The organism is Saccharibacillus brassicae, from assembly GCF_006542275.1.
Lineage (GTDB): Bacteria > Bacillota > Bacilli > Paenibacillales > Paenibacillaceae > Saccharibacillus > Saccharibacillus brassicae.
This window is the reverse complement of record NZ_CP041217.1, coordinates 5,007,143-5,028,104: the sequence shown is the minus strand read 5'-3', so window position 1 is coordinate 5,028,104 and position 20,962 is coordinate 5,007,143. Positions and strand designations below refer to the sequence as shown.

Below are 20,962 nucleotides of genomic sequence, written 5' to 3'. Positions count from 1 at the left end.
AAAGCAGTGATCGAAAGCAGTGATCGAAAGCAGTGATCGAAAGCAGTTTTACTATAATGGATTTGCGCCTCGGACGCAAAAGGAGAATCGTATGAACCTGATTACGGAAGCCCTGACGCCGCGGTCGCCGTTATCCGCGGCCGTCAAGACGCTGTACGAAGAAGCTTTTCCCGCAAATGAAAGAGCCCCGCTGTCGATCCTGTACCGCAGGGCGCGCCGGCCCGACGTCGAATTCACCGCTTATTACGACGAACAATCGGGCGGGCGCGTCTTCGTCGGCTTCACTTACCTGGCGCGGCGCGGCAGCCTGATCTTCCTCATGTATCTGGCGATCGCCCCCGTGCACCGCTCGCAGGGCTACGGCAGCCGGGTGCTGGAGCAGATCCGCCGGACGTATCCGGGCAGCCGCATCCTGCTCAATATCGAAGCGCCCGATCCGGCAGCGCCCAATGCCGCGGAACGGCTGCGCCGGCGCGATTTCTACGTGCGCTGCGGCTACGCCGGTTCCGGTTACCTGATCCGGGAATTCGGCGTGCTGTACGAAGCGCTTATTCAGGGCGGATCGTTCGACGAACAGGAATTTCTGCGCCTTTACCGCCGCTTCATAGGGTTCCCGCTTTCCCTGCTGGGACGTCCGAAGATTCGGCCGAAGCCGGACGCACGCCCGACGACTGACGGATCAAGAACATAGACATGCCCGCAAGCACGAGGATGCCGCCCCCGATCTGAATCCACGTCATATGCTCGCCGAGCAGCCATACCGCAAGCAGCGAAGCGCCGACCGGCTCGCCGAGAATGCTCATGGAGATCGTCGTGGCGTTGACGTAGTTCAGCAGCCAGTTGTTGATGATATGCGCGAGCGTCGGCACGATAGCAAGCAGGACGAACACGCCCCATTCCCGCGCCGGATAATCGAAAAAGGGCTGCACGGTCGCGAGATTGTACAGCGTCAGGAACACGGCGGCCGACAGGAATACGCAGAAGCTGTAGATCCAGTGCGACACTTTTTTGACCGCGTTTTGCCCGATGAACAAATACCCGACGACCGCGATCACGCACAGAAACGACAACAGGTCGCCGCGGATCGCCTGCGCGCTCAGCCCGAAATCGCCCCAGCCGATAAGCATGACCCCGAAGGTAGCCACGACCAGCGCGACGATCGACGCCCGCGTCGTCCGTTCCCGGAACAAAGCGAAACCGACGGCGAGCGACACGAGCGGCTGCAGCGCCAAGATGATGGTGGAACTTGCCACCGTCGTCAACTTCAGCGATTCGAACCACAGCGCGAAGTGCAGCGCCAGAAACAGCCCGGAGAAGACCAGCAGCCGGGCTTCCCTGCGGCCGATCCGCTTGAACTCCTCGCGCTTGATCCAGACGATCGGCAGCATGAGGAAGCACGCGAACCACATCCGGTACATGCTTAGGATCGAGGACGGCGCGTCCGACCATTTGACGAAGATCGCCGAGAACGAGACGGCGATGATGGAGACGGTCAACGGAATTGCGATAGATTTTTTCATGATAGTGCTTTTGTCTCCCCAATGCTTTTCTCTAGTTGTGCCCGCCGGGGCAGGCCGGATTTAATCATATCAGCAATCTTCGCGAAAAAAAACATTTTGCGACCATGCGAACGTCGATCGGGGCAGGCCCGTCCGGGTGCTGCGCGATTCGTCTTCTGAGTCAAGCATTAAATCCCCGGTTAAGTCCCTTTTGTAGCGATTGGGCGAGCCCAGATATTTGAGACAGGGAGTGACCGCATGCCTGAAAAACACGTAGCAAAATCCAAAATCAAAACCCTGCTCGACGAGCTGCTTGCGCAGCGTTTCAATCAAGCCCCGGGTCGCATGGACGTTTACGTAGACGAGCGTTCCTTGATCGTCCATCTGGAAGGTTTCATGGGCGACGAGATGCAGAACCTGATCCGGCTGCAGGACCCCGACGCGCTTCGTTCCGTGCAGGAACTGATGGTTGAACATATTTTGCCCGAACTTGCCGGTACGATCGGGACCGCGACCGGTTTTCGGATCGGCACTTTCTATTACGACTGGTCGGACCGCGATCTCTCCGGCATGCTCGTCGGCCTTCCTGAAGAACAGGCCTATCACGAGCAGGAAGATTATTATTCGGGCAAAAGCGAGGTGCACGAGATCATCGGCAAAGTCACGTACGAGATCCAGAAAATGCCGGACGAGACCTACTCCTATTGGGCGGCCGACCATATTCTCGTCATCGTTCGGGAAGGCATCCTGATCAAAATCGAAAAAGCGTTCGTCGACCAGGGCGCCAGCGAGATTCTGAGAAAGGTTAAGCGGAATCTGGAAAAAGAAGTCATTGATCTGGAAGCGCCCCGTATCGAGAAGATACTGAAGCGCAAAATCAAAGACTTCTACGTCGACTGGTCGTTCGAACTTAACAAAAGCCTGCTCGTGTACGTATTCGAAGACTGATCCGCCGGGCAGGTCTTGGGCGGACCGACCCGCCGAACACTCAAAAGCCGATCCCGCTGTCGACAGACAAAGCGGGATCGGCTTTTTGATAGGCTATGGATTCATACGAATCGGTAAGAACGATACGAAACGATCATATAGACAAGCGGCGCCTGCCCGGGACCGGGCTGCGGACGCTTATTTGACGATTATTTGACGCTTACTTGGAGACGCAGCGCTTCTCCTGCTCGCGCAGTTCGATGCGGCGGATCTTGCCGGAAGCGGTCTTCGGCAGATCGGTCACGAACTCGATCTTGCGCGGATACTTGTACGGAGCGGTCCATTCCTTGACGCGCGCCTGCAGTTCCTTGACCAGTTCGTGCGTCCCTTCGACGTCGTCGCGCAGCACGACGAACGCTTTGACGATGCTGCCGCGGATCTCGTCCGGACTTGCGACCGCCGCGCATTCCTTGACGGCCGGATGCTTCATGAGCGCTTCTTCGACTTCGAACGGCCCGATCGTATAGCCGGAGCTGATGATGATATCGTCGCCGCGGCCTTCGAACCAGAAGTAGCCTTCTTCATCCAGGCTGGCGCGGTCGCCGGTAATGAAATATTCGCCGCGCATCGACTGCCCTTTGCGTTCGGGATCTTTGAAATATTCGCGGAACAGCGCCGGCAGTTCGCTGTGCACGGCGATATTGCCGACTTCGCCCGGCGGCACCGGCACGCCTTCGTCGTCGACGACGAGTGCCAGGCCGTCCGCCATCGACTTGCCCATGGCGCCGAGGCGCACCGGCGAACCGACCAGGTTGCCGATCAGCAGCGTGCTCTCGGTCTGGCCGTAACCGTCGCGGATCGTCAGGTCATGATGCTGCTGGAACGCATGAATGACTTCCTGGTTCAGCGGCTCGCCCGCCGAGACCGCGCTGCGCAGCGCCGTCAGGTCGTATTCGCTCAAGCCGTGCGATTTGACCATCAGGCGGTATTCCGTCGGCGTGCAGCAGAGCACGCCGATCTTGTAATCCTGCAGCAGATGCAGATAACGCTTCGGCTCGAACGCGCCGCTGTAGACGAAGCCGGTCGCGCCGCTGCCGAGCACCGACAGGAACGGGCTCCAGATCCATTTCTGCCAGCCCGGCGCCGCCGTCGCCCAGACGGTGTCTTCCTCGCGAATATCGAGCCAGGAAGACGTGATGCGCAGATGCGCGTACGCCCAGCCGTGCGTATGCACGACGCCTTTGGGGTTGCCCGTCGTGCCGGACGTGTAGGCGAGAATCGCCATATCGTCGCGGGACGTGTCCGCCGCTTCGAACGTATCCGGCTGATTCTGCATCAGCGCGTTCAGGTTCAGCCAGCCGTCCGCTTCGGCGGAATCGCCGGCTTCGGTCACGAGAATGCGATGGTCGAGCGCCGGCAGCGCTTCTTCGATCCGGTCCACTTCGGCCGTCACCGACGGCCAGGAGATGACGGCGCGCGCTTCGGAATGAAGCAGGCGGTACGACAGGTCTTTGGACCGCAGCATTTCCGACGACGGAATGATGACCAGCCCGAGCTTCAGGCAGGCCATGTAGATGACGTACGCCACGATGCGCCGCGGCACCGTCACCAGCACTTTGTCGCCTTTTTGCAGACCAAGCTTCGACAGCCCGCCCGCGAGCCGGTTGGCCTGCTTCAGCAGGTCGCCGTATGTGATCTCCGCCTGCTCGCCGGCTTCGCCGAGCCATTTGAGCGCGATTTTATCGGGAGCGTAATGCTCCATCTCGGAGGTCAGGTTGTATCTCTCCGGTGCTGCCCATTGACTGTATTTCATCCGACATTTCTCCTTTTGTTCATCCTTTATTCGACGCTTCGACGCGCCCGACCCGCACGCCTTGTCTGTCACGATCGCCCCGGTACTAAGATCAGGTGGCTATTAGTATAGCATGGTTTAGGACCAGGTGTTAAGCCTCCTCATCTTTTCTTCATGAACGGCGCGCCGACTTCGCAGCAGCGGCAGATACGCGAATTCATGCTAAAACGTTTGCAAATTCCAGTCTATTTTGTGATTTAATTCACTAAATTTTCAGCGAAATCTGCTTTAATGAAGAAGTAAACCTAAATTCCATGGAGGCGAACAACATGAGTTTTGACGGTGCGATTATTGAACGGCAGGGCCTGAGATTTGCGGCGGTGGCGGTCAAGCCGCACGTGCTGGGTTATTCCGGCGCATGCGAGGAAGCGGCGGCGAAATACGCTCCCTACTTCCCGGGCCTGCCGATCGTCCTGATGTCCCAGAATGCGGACGGCGTTCCCAAATATTGCGGAGACGCGGACTGCCTCGCGTCTCTCTCGGCGCTCGGCCCGGCGTCGATTCCCTGGCAGACTTATCCCTTCGTTCCGAACAAGGAACTTGCACTCCGGTGAATGCCGGGGTGCTTTTTTATCGGCAAAAGCGCAGACAAGGGCTCCTCCCGGAGATTCGCCCTTCCTGCGCTTCGTCGATCTGTGCGTTAGAGACTGCGGAACGTTACCGTTCCCGCACTGGTGCTGCGATTCACGCGGAAAGCCGGCTCGGCCGCGTCGAAATCTTCGCTCCACTGGAGTCTATAGCGAAACTCGTAAAATCCGCCGAGCGTCGCTTTAAAATTCGTTTCCCAATAATTCGTCAGCACCCACGCGTACAGCGACGAAGTATCGGCGTCGCCTTGCTGTCCGTGCACTTTGCGTTCGCCGAAAGCCAGTGGCCCGGTCTGGATCAGCGGCGTATCCGGCGTCGACAGCGCAAGTCCGCCGCTTGGACCGGTGAATGCCAGACCGTCCTGAATACAGTAGAAGTCGGTCAGCGTACCCGGAATCTGGTCGATGCCCGGCCGTACGGCCGCGCCGGCTTTTTCAAGCCAGAGCTGCCCGCTGCCTTCGCCGGCGAACGGCAGGGACACGTAGACGTTTTCCGGTTCCCAGACGCTGTTTTTGTGCAGGCGCACCGATACGTCCACGCGCGGAAGTCCGGCATACACTTGAAGGAACAGCGAGTAATGGCTCATGCCTTCCACGGCGTAGGTCAGCTGCACGGTCGTATAGAGAGGCCCGTTCGCGATCTCCTTGACGCCGGTCAGACGGCCCGCGAAGCGCTGCACATTCATCCCTTTGCGGTTGCGGCCCATGATTCTGCGGACGGTCATCTGATCGCCGCGCTCGCTCTCGGTCACTTCGTACACGGGGGTAAAAGCGCCGTGCGCCTGCTTGGCATCGATCATCTCCCGCCCTGTCCGCTTGTCGATCCACGACTGGATGCCCGCGCCCGCGATCCAGGCGATCCGTACATGCGGCGATTCGATTCCGTTCTCCGTGACGACGATCCGCTGCGCTTCTTCGCCCTGCGCCGGCGCGATCAGGTCGCGGATATCGTGCACGCGGTCGGCGCCGACCAACCGGGTACTGCTGCCGCCGCTGCCCTCCGCCTGCTGCCGCACGCTGCGGATCGAATATCTTTTTTCCCTGCCTGCTTCAAGTTCGGCCATGATCGCGATCTGGTAGCCCCGGCTTACCCGCTCCTGCTGATGGGGCACGGCGGCTCCGGTCTCTTCGTCCACCACTTCCAGGCCGTGCCGGAAATAGTCCGCTTCCCACTGCTCTTCCAGATACATAAACGCCAAATCTTCGACCGGATAAGCGAACGAATTGATCACCTTGTACGTAAAAGCGCGATTCGCCCGCAGCAGCACGTCCCCGCGATCTCTCGTGACCCGGTCCAGGCAGCGATGGGCGAGGCGGCTCGCTCCGGCGGCGTACGCTTCTTTGCGGACGGCCAGTTCCTGAACCAGCGGATGCCACGGTTCGGAGATCGAAGAATGATAGCCCCACGTATGCTCGGCGTACAGGATCAGCTGCTGCTCCGCTTCCCGAAGTTCGTCCGCGTCGACGAGTTCCCGCTGCGGATCGAGCCGTTTGACGAGCGACAGCGTGCGCTGCGCATTGCGGAAAATCTGGGTATGCATCGCGGTCGAAGCGACGCCGTCCGACCACCAGTCGGGCCAGTCTCCCTTATGTACGGGAATCTCGACGTCCTGCTGCTTGAGCAGATCGAAATAACGGTCCAGCGTAGTCATCTCGACTTCGACCGTATCGCCGTGCTTGGCGTTCCACTCGCGGATAAAGCTCATGATACGTCCGTTCGGTGCCGCGTTGTCCCGCAGCAGTCCCATCACGTTGACGAGCGCGAAATCGTACGGATACCCTTCCTGCTCAAGCTGCTCCACATACCGGCCGATTCGGGTCTCCGCGACGTGCCAATGATCTTCGGAGATGCCCCAGATCGCCGTCTCGTCGCGGACGGAGTAGGACAGCATGCCGTCGGGATTGAGCCCCAGATCGTTGCCCATCATGTAGTGCTCCCCGCTCCAGACGAGGATGCGGCTGCCGCCGGGCGTCTCCCAGTAAAAAGGAAACTGTTTGCGGCCGATCGCGAACATGCCGTGGTGGGTATGGATGCTGCTCAGCAGATGCTCGATCCCGGCATCCGCCAAAGCCTGCGCGTAGCCCCAGCTGTACCCGTTGATATCCGCCGTGATCGCCGAACGCACGGTAAGCCCCAGCGGCTTCGCGAACCGGCCCGCTCTCGACACCATCTCGCTCAGCAGCTCGTACCCGATCAGTTCCGTCATGTTCAAATACGTGCCGGACAGCTCGATCTCGCCCCGGCGCAGCGTGTCGACGAACCGCTCCTTCTCGTCCTCTTCGGCCTCTTCCAGAAACTTCTCGACGGCCCAGAACGTTTCGCACGTCCATTTGAACCCGGCCCATTCGGGATGCTCGCCGCTGCGGGCCGCTTCGCAAATCGCCACGGCCTGACGGATAAAGTCTACCTGGTACTGCTCGATTTTCTCCTGCCGCTCCGTATAGCCGATATCGGTATGGGAATGATGTACCACGTAGATTTTCCACTTTTTCGCTGTTTTTTGCATGATTGTCGCCTCCATTGAGATCCGGTACGCCGCTTGCGCGGCTTCGTTGTCCGTCATGCCGCTGGCTCATTCATGTTCGTAGGTCCTTCATGTCCGTGTGTCAGTCCTGCCGGCTGGTCATCCAAGCGTGAATCCCGCGCAGCGTGCCGGCGAGCGTGCTGCGGCTGACGCGAATACGGATCTCCGGGCAATCCGGCCGAAGACCATTCGCCAGAGACGGGACGAATAGAGGGGCGCTGCGGGAGATTTGCCCGCCGAGCACGATCACGTCCGGCCGGAACGGCAGCACATGCGGCAGCAGAATCTGCGCCAGCCGCTGTCCGAACCGTTCGAACACCCGCCGCGCGCCGGCGTCTCCGGCCTCCGCGAGTTCGGCCAGTTCGCGCACGTCGAGTCCCGCCGCAGCCGGGCCCATGTCAGCCGCCAAACCCAATACGCCTCTGCGGGATATATAATCGTCCGCGATGCCGCCTTCGTAAGGCGCGTCGTACAGCCAACCTTCGCCCGGCACGTCCGCGCGGTGTCGGACCGGCTGCCCGCGTTCCAGAAAGCAGGAACCGAGACCCGTGCCGATCGTCAGGCAGATCGCCCGCCGCGCCCCGTGCGCGGCTCCGCCGGGAGCGGACTCGCCCAGCCCGAACAGCGCCGCGTCGTTCTCGAACGCGATTCGAAAATGCGGCGCCAGCCGGCGGGCGACGGCAGCATTCGCCTGCAGCTCCAGCTGCAGCAGCCGGCCGACCAGAAGGCCGTACAGCGGCTCGAACTTGCCGAGTCCGCGGATACGGCTGACGCCGGCCGCATAGTCGAACGGCCCGGGAAAAGCGAGGCCGAATCCGTCGACCGCGGCGTCCGTGCCGGCTTTGGCGAGCACTTCGCCGAACAGGTTCGCGGCATGCGCGATCCAGTCCCCGGCCGGCAGATCCGATCGGGCCGGGTAATACCCGACCGTCGCATCGACGATTGCCCCGTCGACGACGGCGGCCGCTTTGATCTGCGTTCCTCCGACATCGAACGCGATGATCAGGGAAGAAGACATCTTCGCCACCTCCTAGACGCGCACATAGGCTTTGATCGTGCCGATCGTTCGCCCGGCGCTCGGCCCGCTCGGGCGGATCGTGTATCCGCCGACCGCGGCCGGCACGATAAACGTCTCGGCGTAGCGAACCACGAACGGTTCGAACGAGCCGTCCACGCTCTCTACCGTCGCTTCTTCACCCGAGACCAGATTCAACATGTGAACGCTTCCATTTTGTTCATGCGATACCGTCTCGGAAAACCAATGCCGGCGGGTCTCGATAAATTGCAGCTTGTGCAGGCCGGTCCGCTCTTCGGTCCAGCCCGGTCCGCGTTCGATCTCTTCGACGCGGTTGACGCATTCCGCTTCCGTCCAGGCGGTCGTCCGGTCCCAGCGAATGACCTGTTCGCCGTGTTCCAGATGTACCGGCCGGGGCCGGCCGTCCAGTCCGACGCGATCCCAGTCCCACAGTTTGAACGTGAAAATGTAAGGCGTGGCGCTGATCTCCAGCACCATGCACCCGGATGCGGAGCAGTGCACCGTGCCGGCCGGAATCAGAAAGTGGTCATGCGCGGACGCGGGAAACGTCTGAACGTAGTCTTCGGCCGGAAAAGAAATTTCGCCGGCCTGCGCCGCCCGCAAATCGGCGATCATCCCGTCGGCGGAAATATTCTCGCGCAGGCCGAGATAGACTTCCGCTCCGGGCTCGGCTTCCAAAATGTAATAGCTCTCGTCCTGCGTGTACGCCATGCCGAACTGTTCGCGAATGTAGGCCGTGTCGGGATGCACCTGAAGACTCAGGTTCTGTCCCCCGATCGTATCGAGAAAATCGAAGCGAATCGGGAATTCGGCTCCAAAGCGGGCATAGACCGGCTCGCCGAGCAGTTCGATCGACCGGAACAAGACCAGGTTGATCGCCGGCAGTTCCAGGCGTACGGCGCCGTAGCGAAAATACAGGCTGTTTTCTTCCGGCACGCCGTCGAATCCCCACGCGTAAGGATGGTCGCGCCCGGGCAGCCCGATATGCCGCTGCAGCCACTGCCCGCCCCATACGCCGGGATCGAAATAAGGCACGAGCCGAAACGGACGTCCGGCCGCTTGGGCCAGGCCCGCGAACAGCGCGCGGCCCGTCACCATGACGGGAGCATCGCGGACGTTCGTGTCCAGATAATAATCGGCTGCTCTCAGATGCTCCCGCTTGAACCGGTCGGCCATGCGCCATTCGAAGAAAAAGCCGCGTTTGTACCGTTTGAGCGGATCGTCTTCCCGCTGCGTCTCCCGCCAGCCGCCGATCTCCCCGCTGCGCAGGCGCTGCTGGATCTCCCAGCGCGTCAGATCGGCGTACAGCCGCAGATCGCCGCGGACGGCGAGCGAAGCGCCGAAGCCGGTCACCAGCACGATTTGCGCGGACGACGCTTCGATCGAAGCTCGCAAATCTTCCAACTTGTCTGCCTCATAGAACTCGTCGATCCGAAACGAAGACAGATACCCGAACACGCGATCGTCGGTCAAATACCGTTCGATCCTGCGCTGCACGCCGGACGGCGGCAGCGCCGCGTCTTCGGCTTCCCGCACATCCAGCGAAAACGCGGACAGTGCCTGCCTGAATCCGGCGACGATCTCCGCCCGGCGAACGCCGGGATAACTTTCGACCACGATCACGGTCTTCGGTCTGCCCAGCCGTTCGACGGCCCGCGCAAGTTCCCCTCCGATCGCCGCATATCCTGCCCAAGCTTCTTCGTCGTGCCCGCGGATCGGGACAAAAGGCTCTTGATCATAATCGGCTGACATCGATATAAGATCACCCCTTACTTTTTGATGATTTCAATATATCACAAGTTAACACATATTAACACAAACGAACAAAAAAGTTTTTGACGTTTATCGGGCAAGGTTGTTTTCTACCTGTCCCCGCCCTGTCCACGCCCCGTTTTCGCGCGATTCGGTACCCGTTCCCGCGTCAGACCACGTGCAGGTCGATTCCCGCTTCCCTGATGCGCATCCGCTCTTCCTCTTCCAACCCCTCGTCGGTAATCCATACGTCAATATCGTCCAGCGCAGCGACCTGCGTCAGGAAGCGTTGGCCGACTTTGGACGAATCGAGCAGCATGACGACCTGCCCGGCGGAGCGGATCATCGCTTTCTTCACCTGCGTATCAAGCAGGTTGGGGTCGGTAAAGCCCGATTCATGCGTATATCCGAGCGCGGACAAAAACAAAACGTCCGCATGGTACTGCGCGAAAAACCGCTCCGCTTCCGGACCGACGAACGTACCCGACTTGTCGCGGAACAGTCCTCCGCAGCTGATCATCGTGCGCTTTTCCGAAGCGTAGGGACGAAACAGATTCAGCGTGTCGATCCCGTTGGTCAGCAGCGTCACTTCGTCCATCCCTTCCAGATGTTCGGCCATACGCGACACCGTCGTGCCGTTCTCCAGCGCGATCGTGCCGCCGCTGCGCACGAAATGCTGCGCCGCATAAGCAGCCAACCGATTCTTCGTATCGCGGTTGCTGGACGCTTTGGTCGTGAGCGCCGGCTCGTCCCGGCCTTCTTCCGCCGCCGGCGTGCGATAGACCGCGCCTCCGTGCGAACGGTTAATCAGGTTCTCGCGTTCCAGCGCGTTCAGATCCCGGCGGATCGTCATTTCCGAGACGCCAAAATGAACGCTCATTTCTTTTAGCGTAGCCGCGCCTTTGTCGGCCAGATAAGCGAATAAAGCTTGCTTGCGTTGCAATGGCAGCATATGCGCACCTCTTTTCCTATTCTGACAACCTAACTCTCTTATTCTAACACAAACGAACATGGAAAAAGCGGCCCGCAGGGACCGCTTCATGTGGAGCGAACATCCAATTTTCAAGCAAATCTCCGGCTGCTCTTACAGCTCCAACAAATACGTCATGTCGCTGCCTTCCGTCGGATAACCGAACAGCGTATCGCCCAGCTGCTCCGCCGTCATTCCCTGGCGCATCGCGATTGCGAAATAGTTGATCAGATGTTCCGCTTCGCCGTTCAGGATATGGGCGCCGAGGATCGTGCCGTCGGACTTGTCGAGAATGACTTTCGCCATGCTCGGCTTCTCGCCGACCCGTTTGTACGTGTACCAGTCCGACATGTCGAGCAGATTGACTTTGATCTCTTTGCCGCTGGCTTGGGCCTGCGCTTCGCTCATGCCGATCGAAGCGAGCATCGGATAGGTGAACGCGATCGACGGCGTCGCCGTATAATCGGGCTTCGAGCTGTCGGTCTTGAGCAGATTGGCCGCGACGGCGCGGGATTCGAGTCCGGCTATCGGCGTCAGCGACAGTCCCGGCGAACCGGATACGTCGCCGGCCGCATACACGTCCGGATTGCTGACGCTGCGCAGATACTCGTCCACGGTCACGCCTTTTTTGTCAAAGTCGACGCCGCCCGTCACAAGATCCAGTTCGTCCACGTTCGGAATCCGTCCGGCGCCGTGCACGACCGCTTCGCATTCCAGGCGCAGCGGCTTGCCGTCCTCCTTGCCTTCGAGCACGTAACCGTCGCCGGAGCGCGACAGCTTCTCCGTCTGCGTGTTCAGATGGAACGTGATACCGATCTCTTCCATTTTACCGACCAGCGCCTGCACGAGATCGGGATCGAAATTTTTGAGCGGCTTGTCGTTGTTGTGGATCAGATGCACTTTCGCGCCGGCTTCGGCCGCGATATGCGCAAACTCGAACGAAATATAGCCGCCGCCGATAAACGCGATCGTCTTCGGCAGACGTTCCAGGTCGAGGAAGTCGTCGCTGTGGAGCAGCAGCTCTTCGCCGTCGAATCCGAGCGTCGCCGGTCTGGCGCCGGTCGCGATCAGAATCTTGCCGCCGGTCAGCGTATGTTCGCCGACCGAGATCGTGCGTTTATCGGTAAACGAAGCGGTGCCGTGAAAATAACGGATGCCCGCTTGTTCGAACTTTTCTTCGGTCGATTCCGGGATGCCTTGCGTAAACGTATTTTTGAACGCCATCAGGTCGGCCCAGTCGATGGCGTTTTCGGTTTGAATGCCTTTGCCCGTGAAATGGCGGCTGCGCGCGATCAGTTCGGCCGCGCCGGCCAGCACGCGCTTCGGATCGCAGCCGCGCTGCGAACACGTGCCGCCGAACGGGCGCGGATCGACGATCGCCACGCTCCAGCCCTGCTCGCGGCACGCCGTTGCGACGTTTTGCCCGGCGCTGCCGGTCCCAAGCACGATCAGGTCAAAAGTGGTGTCGGATGTTTGGTTCATAGGAAGTTCCCCGCTCTCGGTATAAGGTAGGTTGCGCTTGGTCTCGTTAACCCATTACCCGAATCGCCGGCTTCCGCTCTCGCGTTCTGTAAGCGTGCAGGCCAAACGGCCCGGGCAGAGCCGCGATCCTGCCGCCGCCCCGCCCGGGCCGTCCGTTGTCGAACAATCTTATTTGACTTTTTCGGCCACGACGGTCGAAACCGCATGCTTGTAGATCAGGCTTTGCTTGCCTGCCGACATGCGCACGACGATGACGAAACGGTCGAACGCTTCGATCTTGCCCTGCACGCGTACGCCGTTGGTCGTGATGACCGTGCATTCTTTGCCGCTCTCAAGCAGCTGCCGCAGCTGGTCGTCCTGATTGAAGCTCGATTTGGGTTCTCCGGATGTTCCGTTGGACATGTTGTATCCCTCTCTCTGTGTGCCTGGGATCGAATCCGTATCGAACGTGCGTCGACACGGCTCCCGGTCATTATACCATTTCAGGTCATGTCTGCTCAAAAAACGGCGTGCGCCGCTTCGAAAAAGGCTTCGGGCAGGCGGTCTGTCCGGACGATGTGCGCAGGCCGCTCAGTCCTCATGGTCCGCGGCGACGGCACTTCCGACCTCCAGCGTCCATGCGCCGACGAAGCGCCGCGCAAGCGAACGCGCCTGCAGCGCCGTCCGGTAGACCGTCTGCGGAGCGCCGAGATGCTCCTGGCTATCCAGAACTTCCAGCGCCGCTTCGAAAACGGCCGGGTCGTACCGAAGTTCGACCCGCCCGGCGGCTCCCTGCCAACTCACGCAGCCGAAGTCCAACTGCGGACGATGCAGGCTGATCAGATGTTCCGTCACTTCCCCGCCGGCCGCGGCGAATTCGAACTCATCTTGCACTTCAAGCGTTGCGGACGTCTGCCCTTCCCGGCATGTCCACACAAACTGCCGCCGCAGCGAGTTCAAGCCGGCTTCTGCGCCGTACGCCTGCGTCAGATCGAGCTCGACCTGCAGCCGATCGCCTGCCTGTTCGCTGCAGACGATGTCGGCACGGCGCTCGCGGCCGCCGCTCTGGGCGCAGCCGTTCACCACCGGCACGGAATGCCCGAGCGACGACGTATGCAGATCGTCATAACGGTTCGGCCCGAAATAGTTCTGCGTATAGACGCCGGGGCCCAGATCAGTCAGCAGCGTCTCGCCGGCGGCGTGCACGATGAAATGGCCGAGGTCGTTATGGTTATGCGGCTCGTCGTTATGGCCCCCTTTGGCGGAAAAAGCGAACAAGCCCGCCGGCGTGCGGCGCTTGTCGATGATCCAGCCGGCGTCGGCAAAACAAATCGTGCCGGCGGACGGAACGGGAAGCCTGCCGGGCTCCTCTTCCGCCCACAGCAGCGTCCGGACCTGATGCGGCCAACGATAACAGTGGTCGTCATGCAGAGACAGAAGCTCCGCATACGGAGTCTCCGCCCCGATCCGGCTGCGCAGCCGGTCGATCAGGCCCGCGTGCAGCTGCATCGTCGGCGAGCAGTCCGAGTAATTGACGCAGGCCGGCAGCGTCAGCGCGACGCGGCCGGCATACCCGGCGATTTGGCGGACTTTACCGCCCTGGAGCAGATCTACCGCGCCGCCGGTATACGCGTGCAGCATCTCGGCCCAATAGACGTAATAGCCGAAGCCGTACGTCCAATAGCCGGCGCCTTCCATGCAGCAGCCGTCGTCCCCGTAGCCGGACAGGAAGCTGTCCATCGCATCGCAGACGCGGGCCTGCATCCAAGCCAGCCGCTCCCGGTCTTCGACCAGCAGCATCGCCGCCATGCCGACCGCGCCCGCGCACACCGCCGACCAGTTATGGTCCGCGGCGAACCAGAACAACGGGCGCTCCGCGGCAAAGACCGGTTCGAAGACGCGGCGCTCGATCTCGCTCCGTACCCGCTGCGCGATCCACGGATGCAGCCGGTCGCCGACCAGCAGCAGCATCTCGGCCAGCGCATGCGCCGTCTCCGCGGCGAACAGGTCGACGACCGTATCCGGCGGCAGTTCGGCATCCGGCCCGCTCCCGGCATACGGCAGATGCGCGGGTACCGCCCAGGCATATTCGCCGCAGAGGTCCCATACCGTATTTTCCAGCGGCTCGATGTACTTGTCGTCCCCGTCGACCAGCAGCGCAAGCGTCAGCGACAGCAGCCGGGCCCGGCGGCGAAAATACGGACGTTCGTATTCGAGCCGGGTACCCTGTTCGCGAAACAATCGGAAGTCGTCAAACGGCAGCGGTGGCAGCGGTTCGCGCACCGCCCGGTCCGCTTCGGCCCGGATTTCGCCCAGCAGATTCGCCAGGCGGCGCGAGGCGCGAATCTCCGCCAACTTCTCCGGCGTCAACGCCGCGCCGGCCAGAGCTGCCGGGCGATGCTCCGCCTGTACGATCGCTTCTCTCAAACGGTGATAAGGGATCATGATCTTCCTCCTTGTCGGGTGGACTGCCTCGGATCATGCGTGCAGCTTCATGCGGGCTTTGTCGTTCAGTTCTCGCTCCGGCGGCCGATATACAGCACATGCGGCGACAAGCCAAGAATATGCCGGTCGTCCGAGACGTCGATCAGATGCGAGACGACCGCCGCGTATTCTTCTTCGCCGCGTTCCCGCCAGTAGTCCCACTGCTCCGGCGTCATACTGCCGGCCACGCTGCTCGAAGCGACCAGCTTGAGACTCTCGAAGCCGCGGCTCTCCATGAACGGTTCGATCTCGTTAATGTCGAAATAATACGCGCCGGTGAAGCGGCCTTCGTCGGCATGGTCGAACGCGCCCGAAGCCATAAACCGGTTCAAGCCTGCCGCCGTATCGTTCGGCCGCCACGCGCTGGGCTGCGCCAGCGATTTGCGCAGGAACGAAGTTCTCGGCATGAACGCGACGAAGACGAGCCCGCCGGGCCGCGTCACGCGGCGCAGCTCGCGCACGGCGAGGTCGCGATCTTCCGCCCGCTGCAGATGATACAGCGGTCCGAGCATAAGCGAAGCGTCGAAGCTGGCATCGCCGAGCCCGTTCAGGTCGCGCGCATCCCGCGCATGGAAGCCGTCGAAGCGGTCGCTCACGCCTTCTTCGCGCGCTTTGATCTCCGCCGTCTCCACCAGTCTCGGCGTGAGATCCGTCAGCGTCAGCCGAAAGCCTTTTTTCGCAAGCGCCACGGCATATTTGCCCGGACCCGCCCCGTTATCGAGCACGCGGGCCTGCCGCGGCAGATGCGCCAATAGATGATGCAGGTTCACGATATATTCGATCGGTTCCCGGTCCAGCCGGCCCCATTCGTCGAAAGCGCTGTAGTAATCGATCAGATTCGTCATGCTTATCTCTCCGTTTCCTTGGGATCGGGCTTCTGCCCGGCTCACTGTCATCGCTGTTATTACGCTCAGTCTTGTCCGGTACTCTTTTTCGTTCACACCGGTTTTGCTTCCATCTCGCTTCCATCTAATCTATAGAAACTATTCGCCATATCCCGGCTCCATCCTGCTCGAAATAGAACGTAACTTCAACCTCTCTGGGCGTTTCGCCGTTCAACGCAAGTTCGCTCCCTACCGGAACGAGCACTCTTCCGGCTTCTGCGTGCACGTCATCGATTTCTTCGAACTTGTAGTCGTTCTCCAGCATGTACTCGAAAATGCCCGCCGCATCGGGGGACAGCGCCCCGTTCAGCGCTTTGGCGTCTTTGTCGACGATCGCGTGCAGGGCGGCTTCCAGCGGTCCGCGCATGTCCTCTTCCCACAGCGGGCTGTCGATATCTTCCCAGTCGATCTCCACTCCGGTCGTCATGGCCGGCGCAGCCGTTTGCTCCGGCTGCGGCGCGGCGGACGCGGCGGGAGCGGCCGAAGAGGTCGCCGGCGGCGCGGCGGCCTCCGGTCGATCGGCGCAAGCGGCCAACGTCATGACGGTGCAGAGCGCGATGAAGGTAACTTGAATTTTTTTGGGCATACTGATTCTCTCCTGTCTGCGGTTTGATCCTTCTCTGTATAAACGCGCTGCCCGCCAAGTCGTTCGGTCAACCCGTCAAATCAAACAAAAAAAGCTTGTTCGATCCAAGACCGAACAAGCTTGCCTGCCTTCGTCTGCCTTCGCGTGCCTGTAATCCGCGCTCAATACACGAACCGCCGCTGCATCCAGAAGCTGAACGCGAAGATCGACGCTTCGGTCAGAATCTTCGCCACCACAAGCGGCAGAATCAGCTGTTCGTTGTAGAAATAGAGCAGCCCGTAATTAAGCAGCAGCACCAACAGGGCGAGCAAGAAATATTTGGGCAGCGATCTGCGCACCTGCGCCGCATTCGGGCCGCCGAACACGTATTTGCGGTTCACCGTGTAGTTGAAGACCGAGCTGCACAGCCTCGCGGCGGCGACCGAGAAGAACAGATGGTGCGTCAGCGACTGAAGCACGAACAGCAGCAGGAAATCGATCAGCGCCGAAGCGGCGGACGACGCGCCGAACGCGAAGATCGGCACATAGATACGCAGCGAATCGGCCAACGGGCGAAAATGGGACGATTTATTTGCTTCCAAATAGACGGTCTCGATGGTCACTTCGCGTATGACGTACCCTTCCCGGCGCGCCGCCAGCAGCATGTTCATCTCGTATTCGAACCGTTCGCCGGGCACGTCGCAGAGCCAGTCCAGCATCTCGTATGGAAAAGCGCGCAGCCCGGTCTGCGTATCGCGCACTTTGCCGCCGGTCGCGATCGCGAACACGCCGCGGGTGACGCTGTTGCCGAAGCGACTGCGCAGCGGCACTTTGCCCGTGAATCGGCGGCTGCCGAGCACCAGGCTGCCGAACGGCCGGCGGCGCAGTTCTTCGGCGACCGCCCGGATATCGTCCGGCAGATGCTGGCCGTCGCTATCGGCGCAGACGACGCCTTCACGCGAATCCCAGCTGCGGATATGCCGGAAGCCGGTCTTGAGCGCGCGGCCTTTGCCGAGATTGCGGGGATGCGTAAGCACCGTGCAGCCGTAGGCCCGGGCGCTCTCGAACAGGCCGCGATAAGCCGGGCCGCTGCCGTCGTCGACGATCACGATCGGGCCGAGGCCGTACTGCTGGAGCTTGAGAATCAGGTTCAGCAGGCGGACGTCGGGTTCGTAGGCTGGAATGAGCACGGTCATGGCTTATTCCCCCTCGCCGACGTACAGAATATCGCTGACGCCGCGTTCTTTGTGTTCGCCCTGCGGATTGTTGACGACCCGTCCCCGGAAATACATCGTCGAGGAACCGCCGCCGTCGAGATTGTACGCTTCGGTCGCGCCGAGATCCCGCATGACCGCCGCCAGTTCGTCAAGCGTCATGCCGCGGCTCTCGTCCGAACGCCCGTCAACGACCACGAATACGTAATGGTTGGCCGAGACCATGCCGATCGCCGTACGCGGATTGGCGTCTTGGATCGACCGGTTGCCGAAGTTGCGGTCGATGCTGACGCTGTCGAAATCGCCGGCGATCTCGCCGTTTTGCACGAGGATCGGGCCGAACGACAGCGTCTGGAGCACGCCGGATTCGATCAGTTCGGACGAAGACGTGACCGTCTCGTCGTACGTCCGCATCGTTCCGTCGTTCATCAGCGCCACCGCATCTCGGGCCGGTTCGTCGCGGTACAGCGTGCCGTTGCGAATAATGACGCCGTCGTCGCGGAATCCGTAATAATCGCCGTTGATCGCGAGAATCGCGCCGGCATCCGCCGCGATATTCGACGTCTTGTCCGTAATGTTCGTGCCGAAGCTGTTACGCGCCAGCGCCGACTTGAGGTCGGCCGCGTCCTGAAGCACCACGTCGGCGACGTAATACGTAATTTGATCCGCGCCCGAGCCGGTCACCACCTGCTTGATGCGGATGTCCACGTCGTCGCTGCTGTAGCTCCAATCGTCGGCGGCCGCTTCGGTTCCGGTGTTGGTTCCGGTCTCGGCCGCTGATGCTGCCTGGGTTACTCCGGCAGCTCCGCTGCCCGCGGCCGTGACCGGCGCGTCCGTCACGACCGCTTCGACATGGGGAATCAGATAGCGGTCGGCCAACGCATACAGGATCGATCCGACGGTGACGAGCAGGACCAGCATGACAATAAGCCCTTTGCGTCTCAAAAAAGATCGGGATACGGCCGGTCGTTTGTCGTTTCGGTTTGTATTTGTCATGGAAACTCACCTCTTCGTGTGCTGGGATGAGCTTATGATAGAAGAGGCGGCTTAAATGAATCTGAAAAGAAAAAGACGTCGCCGGACGCCGCTTCATGCTATACTTGTGCCAATCGTAGATAAGCAAGCGACGAAGAACGTCCTTTCCGGCTCCTGCCGTAAGGGCGTTTTTGCGTTTATTTAGTGCTTTTACTTGGAAGGAGACGTTCCTATGTCCAAAGAATTCGAAGCTGCGCATGAGCGCTTTGTAAAACAGCACCTCGAAGCCCGCTCCGGCGAACGCCGGGGACGGCTGGAGCGCGGGCATCAATATGCGGAGAAACTTTTTCTGCGCCATATTTGGTGGCCGCTGCTCGGCCGCTTCGACGATTTGCATCCTGAATACGAAGTGCAGGACTGGAACCGCCGCTCGCAGTTTTTGGATTTTGCTTTTCTGCCGCGCGGCGGCGCACGGATCGGAATCGAATGCGACGGCTTCCAAAGCCATATCAAAGACATGGATCGCGAAAAATTCAGCCACGCGCTGAACCGCGATTCTTTTCTGACCGGCATGGGTTGGAAAATGCTGCATTTCTCTTTCGACGATATTCGGGACCGCCTGGAAGTTTGCCGGATGCTGCTGCAGCTGAGCCTCGGGCCTTTGACGGGAACGGCTTCCGCCGCATCTCCTTCCCGGCTGTCCCCGGAAGAGAAAGACGTCCTGCGCCTGGCCTGGAGTCTGGGGCAGGAGATCCGTCCCAAAGACCTGCGGGACCGCTACGGCTTCTGTCACCGCAAAGCGCGCGGCGTGCTGAACAGCCTTGTGCGGCACAACCTGCTGCGCCCGATCTCGGGCGGGACGTATATGTGCAAATACGAGACGACCGGCAGCTTCCCGGAGGCTTTGCTGCGCTCGTAAGCTAGACCGGGATAAGCTGGTAAACTGGGCCAAGAAGCAGCCGCTTACAAGCACAGCTTGAGGATTGAAGCCGCACCCGGACGCCAATGTGCACCGGAAGTCAACATTTCGCGTCTTTTTCTTTTCCAAAATCAAAAAAGCTGACTTCCGATCAACAATTCTCCTCAATCCGGTCCAAAATCGTCCGCAGCAGAAGAATTTGTTGATATCAAGTCAGCTTTTCGGCAAAAAGAGATCATCTATTCGCGAAATATGAATCAAAAGTCAACATTCGGTTCATCATCCGTTCATTCGGTTCATCATCCGTGCATTCGGTCCATCATCCGTGCATCGCTTCAACAATCTGCGCAAAAGCCTGCTCCGCTTCGGGAATCGGATACAACGGGAAGACGTGAATCATTTTCGGATACGCGTAGAAGCGATGTTCGATGCTCTGTCCCGTCAGCGCCGCGTCCCACTTCGCGCTGTCGGGATAGCCGCCTTCGTAAGTGCCGACGAACATCGTCACCGGAGCCATCGAGGCAAAATCGCCATACAGCGGAGACAACAGCGGGCTGTCCAGCGGTTCGCCGCCGGCCCATAGGGAAGCCGCGTAACGCGCACCCGGAACAGCCAGCATCGGGTCTCGCCGCGCATAGTCCGCAATAGCCGGATTTGTAAAAGACAAATCCAGCGTAGGCGAGAACACGATGAAGCGTCCCGGCTGGGGAAGATTCCAATCGACGAGGCGCTGTCCCAGCAGCAGAGAAATATTGCCGCCAGCCGAATCGCCCATTATCGTCACCCGCGCGGGATCTTCGACGTGCTCCAGCACCGAGCGATACAGCTCATGCAGCAGGTCGAACGTCTCCGCATACGTATGGTTCGGCGCTTTGGGATAGATCGGCACGATCACTTTCGCATCCGTCGCCTGCGCCAGCTTGTCGATAAAAGCCCAATGGAACGACGTCGGCTGGTACACCCACGCTCCTCCATGGAGATACAGCACCGTTTTTTGACCGCGATCCGGCCGGGCATTGAACGTATACACGGGAATGCCTTCGTACCGTTCCAGCTCGACTTTGCTTTTGTAATCTTTGCGCGGCAGTCGGTAATCTCGCGAGTCTTCGACGTCCCGCAGGCTTGCCTCCATCGACTGTTCCGAAGAAAATCTTTTTTTGGTGCCGCTTGCCTGAATCAGTCCGGCCAACGCTTTGCTGCGCAGCGATTGGTGTTCGACTTTATTGACATAGATCGCGCTTACGGCCGTCGCTCCGACCGCCGCAGCGATCGCCAGGGCGAAAAACGTTCTTTTTCTCATCGTTTCCACTTC

General features: G+C 60.4%; 18 protein-coding genes. 4 read left to right on the top strand and 14 right to left on the bottom strand.

The features are described from left to right. Positions 1 to 91 precede the first annotated feature (91 nt). Positions 92 to 691: a GNAT family N-acetyltransferase gene (locus tag FFV09_RS21040; RefSeq protein ID WP_141449660.1), complete on the top strand. Its 600-nt coding sequence runs from the start codon at positions 92 to 94 to the stop codon at positions 689 to 691. On the opposite strand, the gene FFV09_RS21035 is transcribed toward FFV09_RS21040, so the two are convergent. Further along, positions 603 to 1,520: a DMT family transporter gene (locus FFV09_RS21035; protein WP_141449659.1), complete on the bottom strand. Its 918-nt coding sequence runs from the start codon at positions 1,518 to 1,520 to the stop codon at positions 603 to 605. The genes FFV09_RS21040 and FFV09_RS21035 overlap by 89 nt on opposite strands. A 237-nt stretch (positions 1,521 to 1,757) precedes the next feature. Here FFV09_RS21035 and FFV09_RS21030 point away from each other — a divergent pair, with 237 nt between their 5' ends. Continuing rightward, complete coding sequence (locus FFV09_RS21030) at positions 1,758 to 2,447, top strand: Na-translocating system protein MpsC family protein (protein ID WP_141449658.1); 690 nt, start codon at positions 1,758 to 1,760, stop codon at positions 2,445 to 2,447. 199 nt (positions 2,448 to 2,646) lie between these two features. On the opposite strand, the gene FFV09_RS21025 is transcribed toward FFV09_RS21030, so the two are convergent. Further along, on the bottom strand, positions 2,647 to 4,239 hold the full coding sequence (locus FFV09_RS21025) for an acetate--CoA ligase (RefSeq protein ID WP_141449657.1): 1,593 nt from the start codon (positions 4,237 to 4,239) through the stop codon (positions 2,647 to 2,649). Between the two features lie 308 nt (positions 4,240 to 4,547). On the opposite strand from FFV09_RS21025, the gene FFV09_RS21020 reads away from it, so the two are divergent. Further along, on the top strand, positions 4,548 to 4,832 hold the full coding sequence (locus FFV09_RS21020) for a hypothetical protein (RefSeq protein ID WP_141449656.1): 285 nt from the start codon (positions 4,548 to 4,550) through the stop codon (positions 4,830 to 4,832). Between the two features lie 86 nt (positions 4,833 to 4,918). On the opposite strand, the gene FFV09_RS21015 is transcribed toward FFV09_RS21020, so the two are convergent. From FFV09_RS21015 to FFV09_RS20965, 11 genes are all read right to left on the bottom strand, one after another. Next, positions 4,919 to 7,372: a glycoside hydrolase family 38 N-terminal domain-containing protein gene (locus tag FFV09_RS21015; RefSeq protein WP_170315102.1), complete on the bottom strand. Its 2,454-nt coding sequence runs from the start codon at positions 7,370 to 7,372 to the stop codon at positions 4,919 to 4,921. Positions 7,373 to 7,472: 100 nt separating this feature from the next. Continuing rightward, the gene (locus tag FFV09_RS21010) at positions 7,473 to 8,408 is read right to left on the bottom strand and encodes an ROK family protein (protein ID WP_141449654.1); all 936 of its coding nucleotides are present in this window, start codon (positions 8,406 to 8,408) and stop codon (positions 7,473 to 7,475) included. A 12-nt stretch (positions 8,409 to 8,420) separates the two neighbouring features. Beyond that, positions 8,421 to 10,178 carry a class I mannose-6-phosphate isomerase gene (locus FFV09_RS21005; protein WP_141449653.1) on the bottom strand — a complete coding sequence of 586 codons (1,758 nt, stop codon included), beginning with the start codon at positions 10,176 to 10,178 and terminating at the stop codon, positions 8,421 to 8,423. Positions 10,179 to 10,347: 169 nt separating this feature from the next. Further along, positions 10,348 to 11,130 (bottom strand): DeoR/GlpR family DNA-binding transcription regulator, encoded by a 783-nt coding sequence (locus FFV09_RS21000; protein ID WP_170315101.1) that lies wholly within the window; start codon positions 11,128 to 11,130, stop codon positions 10,348 to 10,350. Positions 11,131 to 11,262: 132 nt separating this feature from the next. Continuing rightward, on the bottom strand, positions 11,263 to 12,630 hold the full coding sequence (locus tag FFV09_RS20995) for a dihydrolipoyl dehydrogenase family protein (RefSeq protein ID WP_141449651.1): 1,368 nt from the start codon (positions 12,628 to 12,630) through the stop codon (positions 11,263 to 11,265). 168 nt (positions 12,631 to 12,798) lie between these two features. Next, entirely contained in the window at positions 12,799 to 13,032 is a 234-nt protein-coding gene (gene hfq / locus FFV09_RS20990) for an RNA chaperone Hfq (protein ID WP_141449650.1), read from the bottom strand. 168 nt (positions 13,033 to 13,200) lie between these two features. After that, complete coding sequence (locus FFV09_RS20985) at positions 13,201 to 15,054, bottom strand: heparinase II/III domain-containing protein (protein WP_141449649.1); 1,854 nt, start codon at positions 15,052 to 15,054, stop codon at positions 13,201 to 13,203. Between the two features lie 65 nt (positions 15,055 to 15,119). Continuing rightward, the gene (locus tag FFV09_RS20980) at positions 15,120 to 15,938 is read right to left on the bottom strand and encodes a class I SAM-dependent methyltransferase (protein ID WP_141449648.1); all 819 of its coding nucleotides are present in this window, start codon (positions 15,936 to 15,938) and stop codon (positions 15,120 to 15,122) included. A 124-nt stretch (positions 15,939 to 16,062) separates the two neighbouring features. Beyond that, positions 16,063 to 16,563, bottom strand: coding sequence for a hypothetical protein (locus tag FFV09_RS20975; protein ID WP_141449647.1), 501 nt, complete (start codon positions 16,561 to 16,563; stop codon positions 16,063 to 16,065). Between the two features lie 161 nt (positions 16,564 to 16,724). Beyond that, positions 16,725 to 17,738, bottom strand: a complete 1,014-nt coding sequence (locus tag FFV09_RS20970; protein ID WP_141449646.1) for a bifunctional glycosyltransferase family 2/GtrA family protein — start codon at positions 17,736 to 17,738, stop codon at positions 16,725 to 16,727. Positions 17,739 to 17,741: 3 nt separating this feature from the next. After that, a complete protein-coding gene (locus tag FFV09_RS20965; protein ID WP_141449645.1) occupies positions 17,742 to 18,752 on the bottom strand; it encodes a phosphodiester glycosidase family protein in 1,011 nt (336 codons plus the stop codon). Between the two features lie 211 nt (positions 18,753 to 18,963). On the opposite strand from FFV09_RS20965, the gene FFV09_RS20960 reads away from it, so the two are divergent. Then, positions 18,964 to 19,650 carry a PDDEXK family nuclease gene (locus FFV09_RS20960; RefSeq protein WP_141449644.1) on the top strand — a complete coding sequence of 229 codons (687 nt, stop codon included), beginning with the start codon at positions 18,964 to 18,966 and terminating at the stop codon, positions 19,648 to 19,650. Between the two features lie 319 nt (positions 19,651 to 19,969). Here FFV09_RS20960 and FFV09_RS20955 read toward each other — a convergent pair whose 3' ends face one another. After that, complete coding sequence (locus tag FFV09_RS20955; RefSeq protein ID WP_141449643.1) at positions 19,970 to 20,950, bottom strand: alpha/beta hydrolase; 981 nt, start codon at positions 20,948 to 20,950, stop codon at positions 19,970 to 19,972. Positions 20,951 to 20,962 lie beyond the last annotated feature (12 nt).

What these genes read in the sequence shown, in the direction of transcription:
- FFV09_RS21040 (WP_141449660.1), top strand. Translation starts at nt 92, where the DNA reads ATGAACCTGATTACGGAAGCCCTGACGCCGCGGTCGCCGTTATCCGCG.
- FFV09_RS21035 (WP_141449659.1), bottom strand. Translation starts at nt 1,520, where the DNA reads ATGAAAAAATCTATCGCAATTCCGTTGACCGTCTCCATCATCGCCGTC.
- FFV09_RS21030 (WP_141449658.1), top strand. Translation starts at nt 1,758, where the DNA reads ATGCCTGAAAAACACGTAGCAAAATCCAAAATCAAAACCCTGCTCGAC.
- FFV09_RS21025 (WP_141449657.1), bottom strand. Translation starts at nt 4,239, where the DNA reads ATGAAATACAGTCAATGGGCAGCACCGGAGAGATACAACCTGACCTCC.
- FFV09_RS21020 (WP_141449656.1), top strand. Translation starts at nt 4,548, where the DNA reads ATGAGTTTTGACGGTGCGATTATTGAACGGCAGGGCCTGAGATTTGCG.
- FFV09_RS21015 (WP_170315102.1), bottom strand. Translation starts at nt 7,372, where the DNA reads ATGCAAAAAACAGCGAAAAAGTGGAAAATCTACGTGGTACATCATTCC.
- FFV09_RS21010 (WP_141449654.1), bottom strand. Translation starts at nt 8,408, where the DNA reads ATGTCTTCTTCCCTGATCATCGCGTTCGATGTCGGAGGAACGCAGATC.
- FFV09_RS21005 (WP_141449653.1), bottom strand. Translation starts at nt 10,178, where the DNA reads ATGTCAGCCGATTATGATCAAGAGCCTTTTGTCCCGATCCGCGGGCAC.
- FFV09_RS21000 (WP_170315101.1), bottom strand. Translation starts at nt 11,130, where the DNA reads ATGCTGCCATTGCAACGCAAGCAAGCTTTATTCGCTTATCTGGCCGAC.
- FFV09_RS20995 (WP_141449651.1), bottom strand. Translation starts at nt 12,630, where the DNA reads ATGAACCAAACATCCGACACCACTTTTGACCTGATCGTGCTTGGGACC.
- hfq (WP_141449650.1), bottom strand. Translation starts at nt 13,032, where the DNA reads ATGTCCAACGGAACATCCGGAGAACCCAAATCGAGCTTCAATCAGGAC.
- FFV09_RS20985 (WP_141449649.1), bottom strand. Translation starts at nt 15,054, where the DNA reads ATGATCCCTTATCACCGTTTGAGAGAAGCGATCGTACAGGCGGAGCAT.
- FFV09_RS20980 (WP_141449648.1), bottom strand. Translation starts at nt 15,938, where the DNA reads ATGACGAATCTGATCGATTACTACAGCGCTTTCGACGAATGGGGCCGG.
- FFV09_RS20975 (WP_141449647.1), bottom strand. Translation starts at nt 16,563, where the DNA reads ATGCCCAAAAAAATTCAAGTTACCTTCATCGCGCTCTGCACCGTCATG.
- FFV09_RS20970 (WP_141449646.1), bottom strand. Translation starts at nt 17,738, where the DNA reads ATGACCGTGCTCATTCCAGCCTACGAACCCGACGTCCGCCTGCTGAAC.
- FFV09_RS20965 (WP_141449645.1), bottom strand. Translation starts at nt 18,752, where the DNA reads ATGACAAATACAAACCGAAACGACAAACGACCGGCCGTATCCCGATCT.
- FFV09_RS20960 (WP_141449644.1), top strand. Translation starts at nt 18,964, where the DNA reads ATGTCCAAAGAATTCGAAGCTGCGCATGAGCGCTTTGTAAAACAGCAC.
- FFV09_RS20955 (WP_141449643.1), bottom strand. Translation starts at nt 20,950, where the DNA reads ATGAGAAAAAGAACGTTTTTCGCCCTGGCGATCGCTGCGGCGGTCGGA.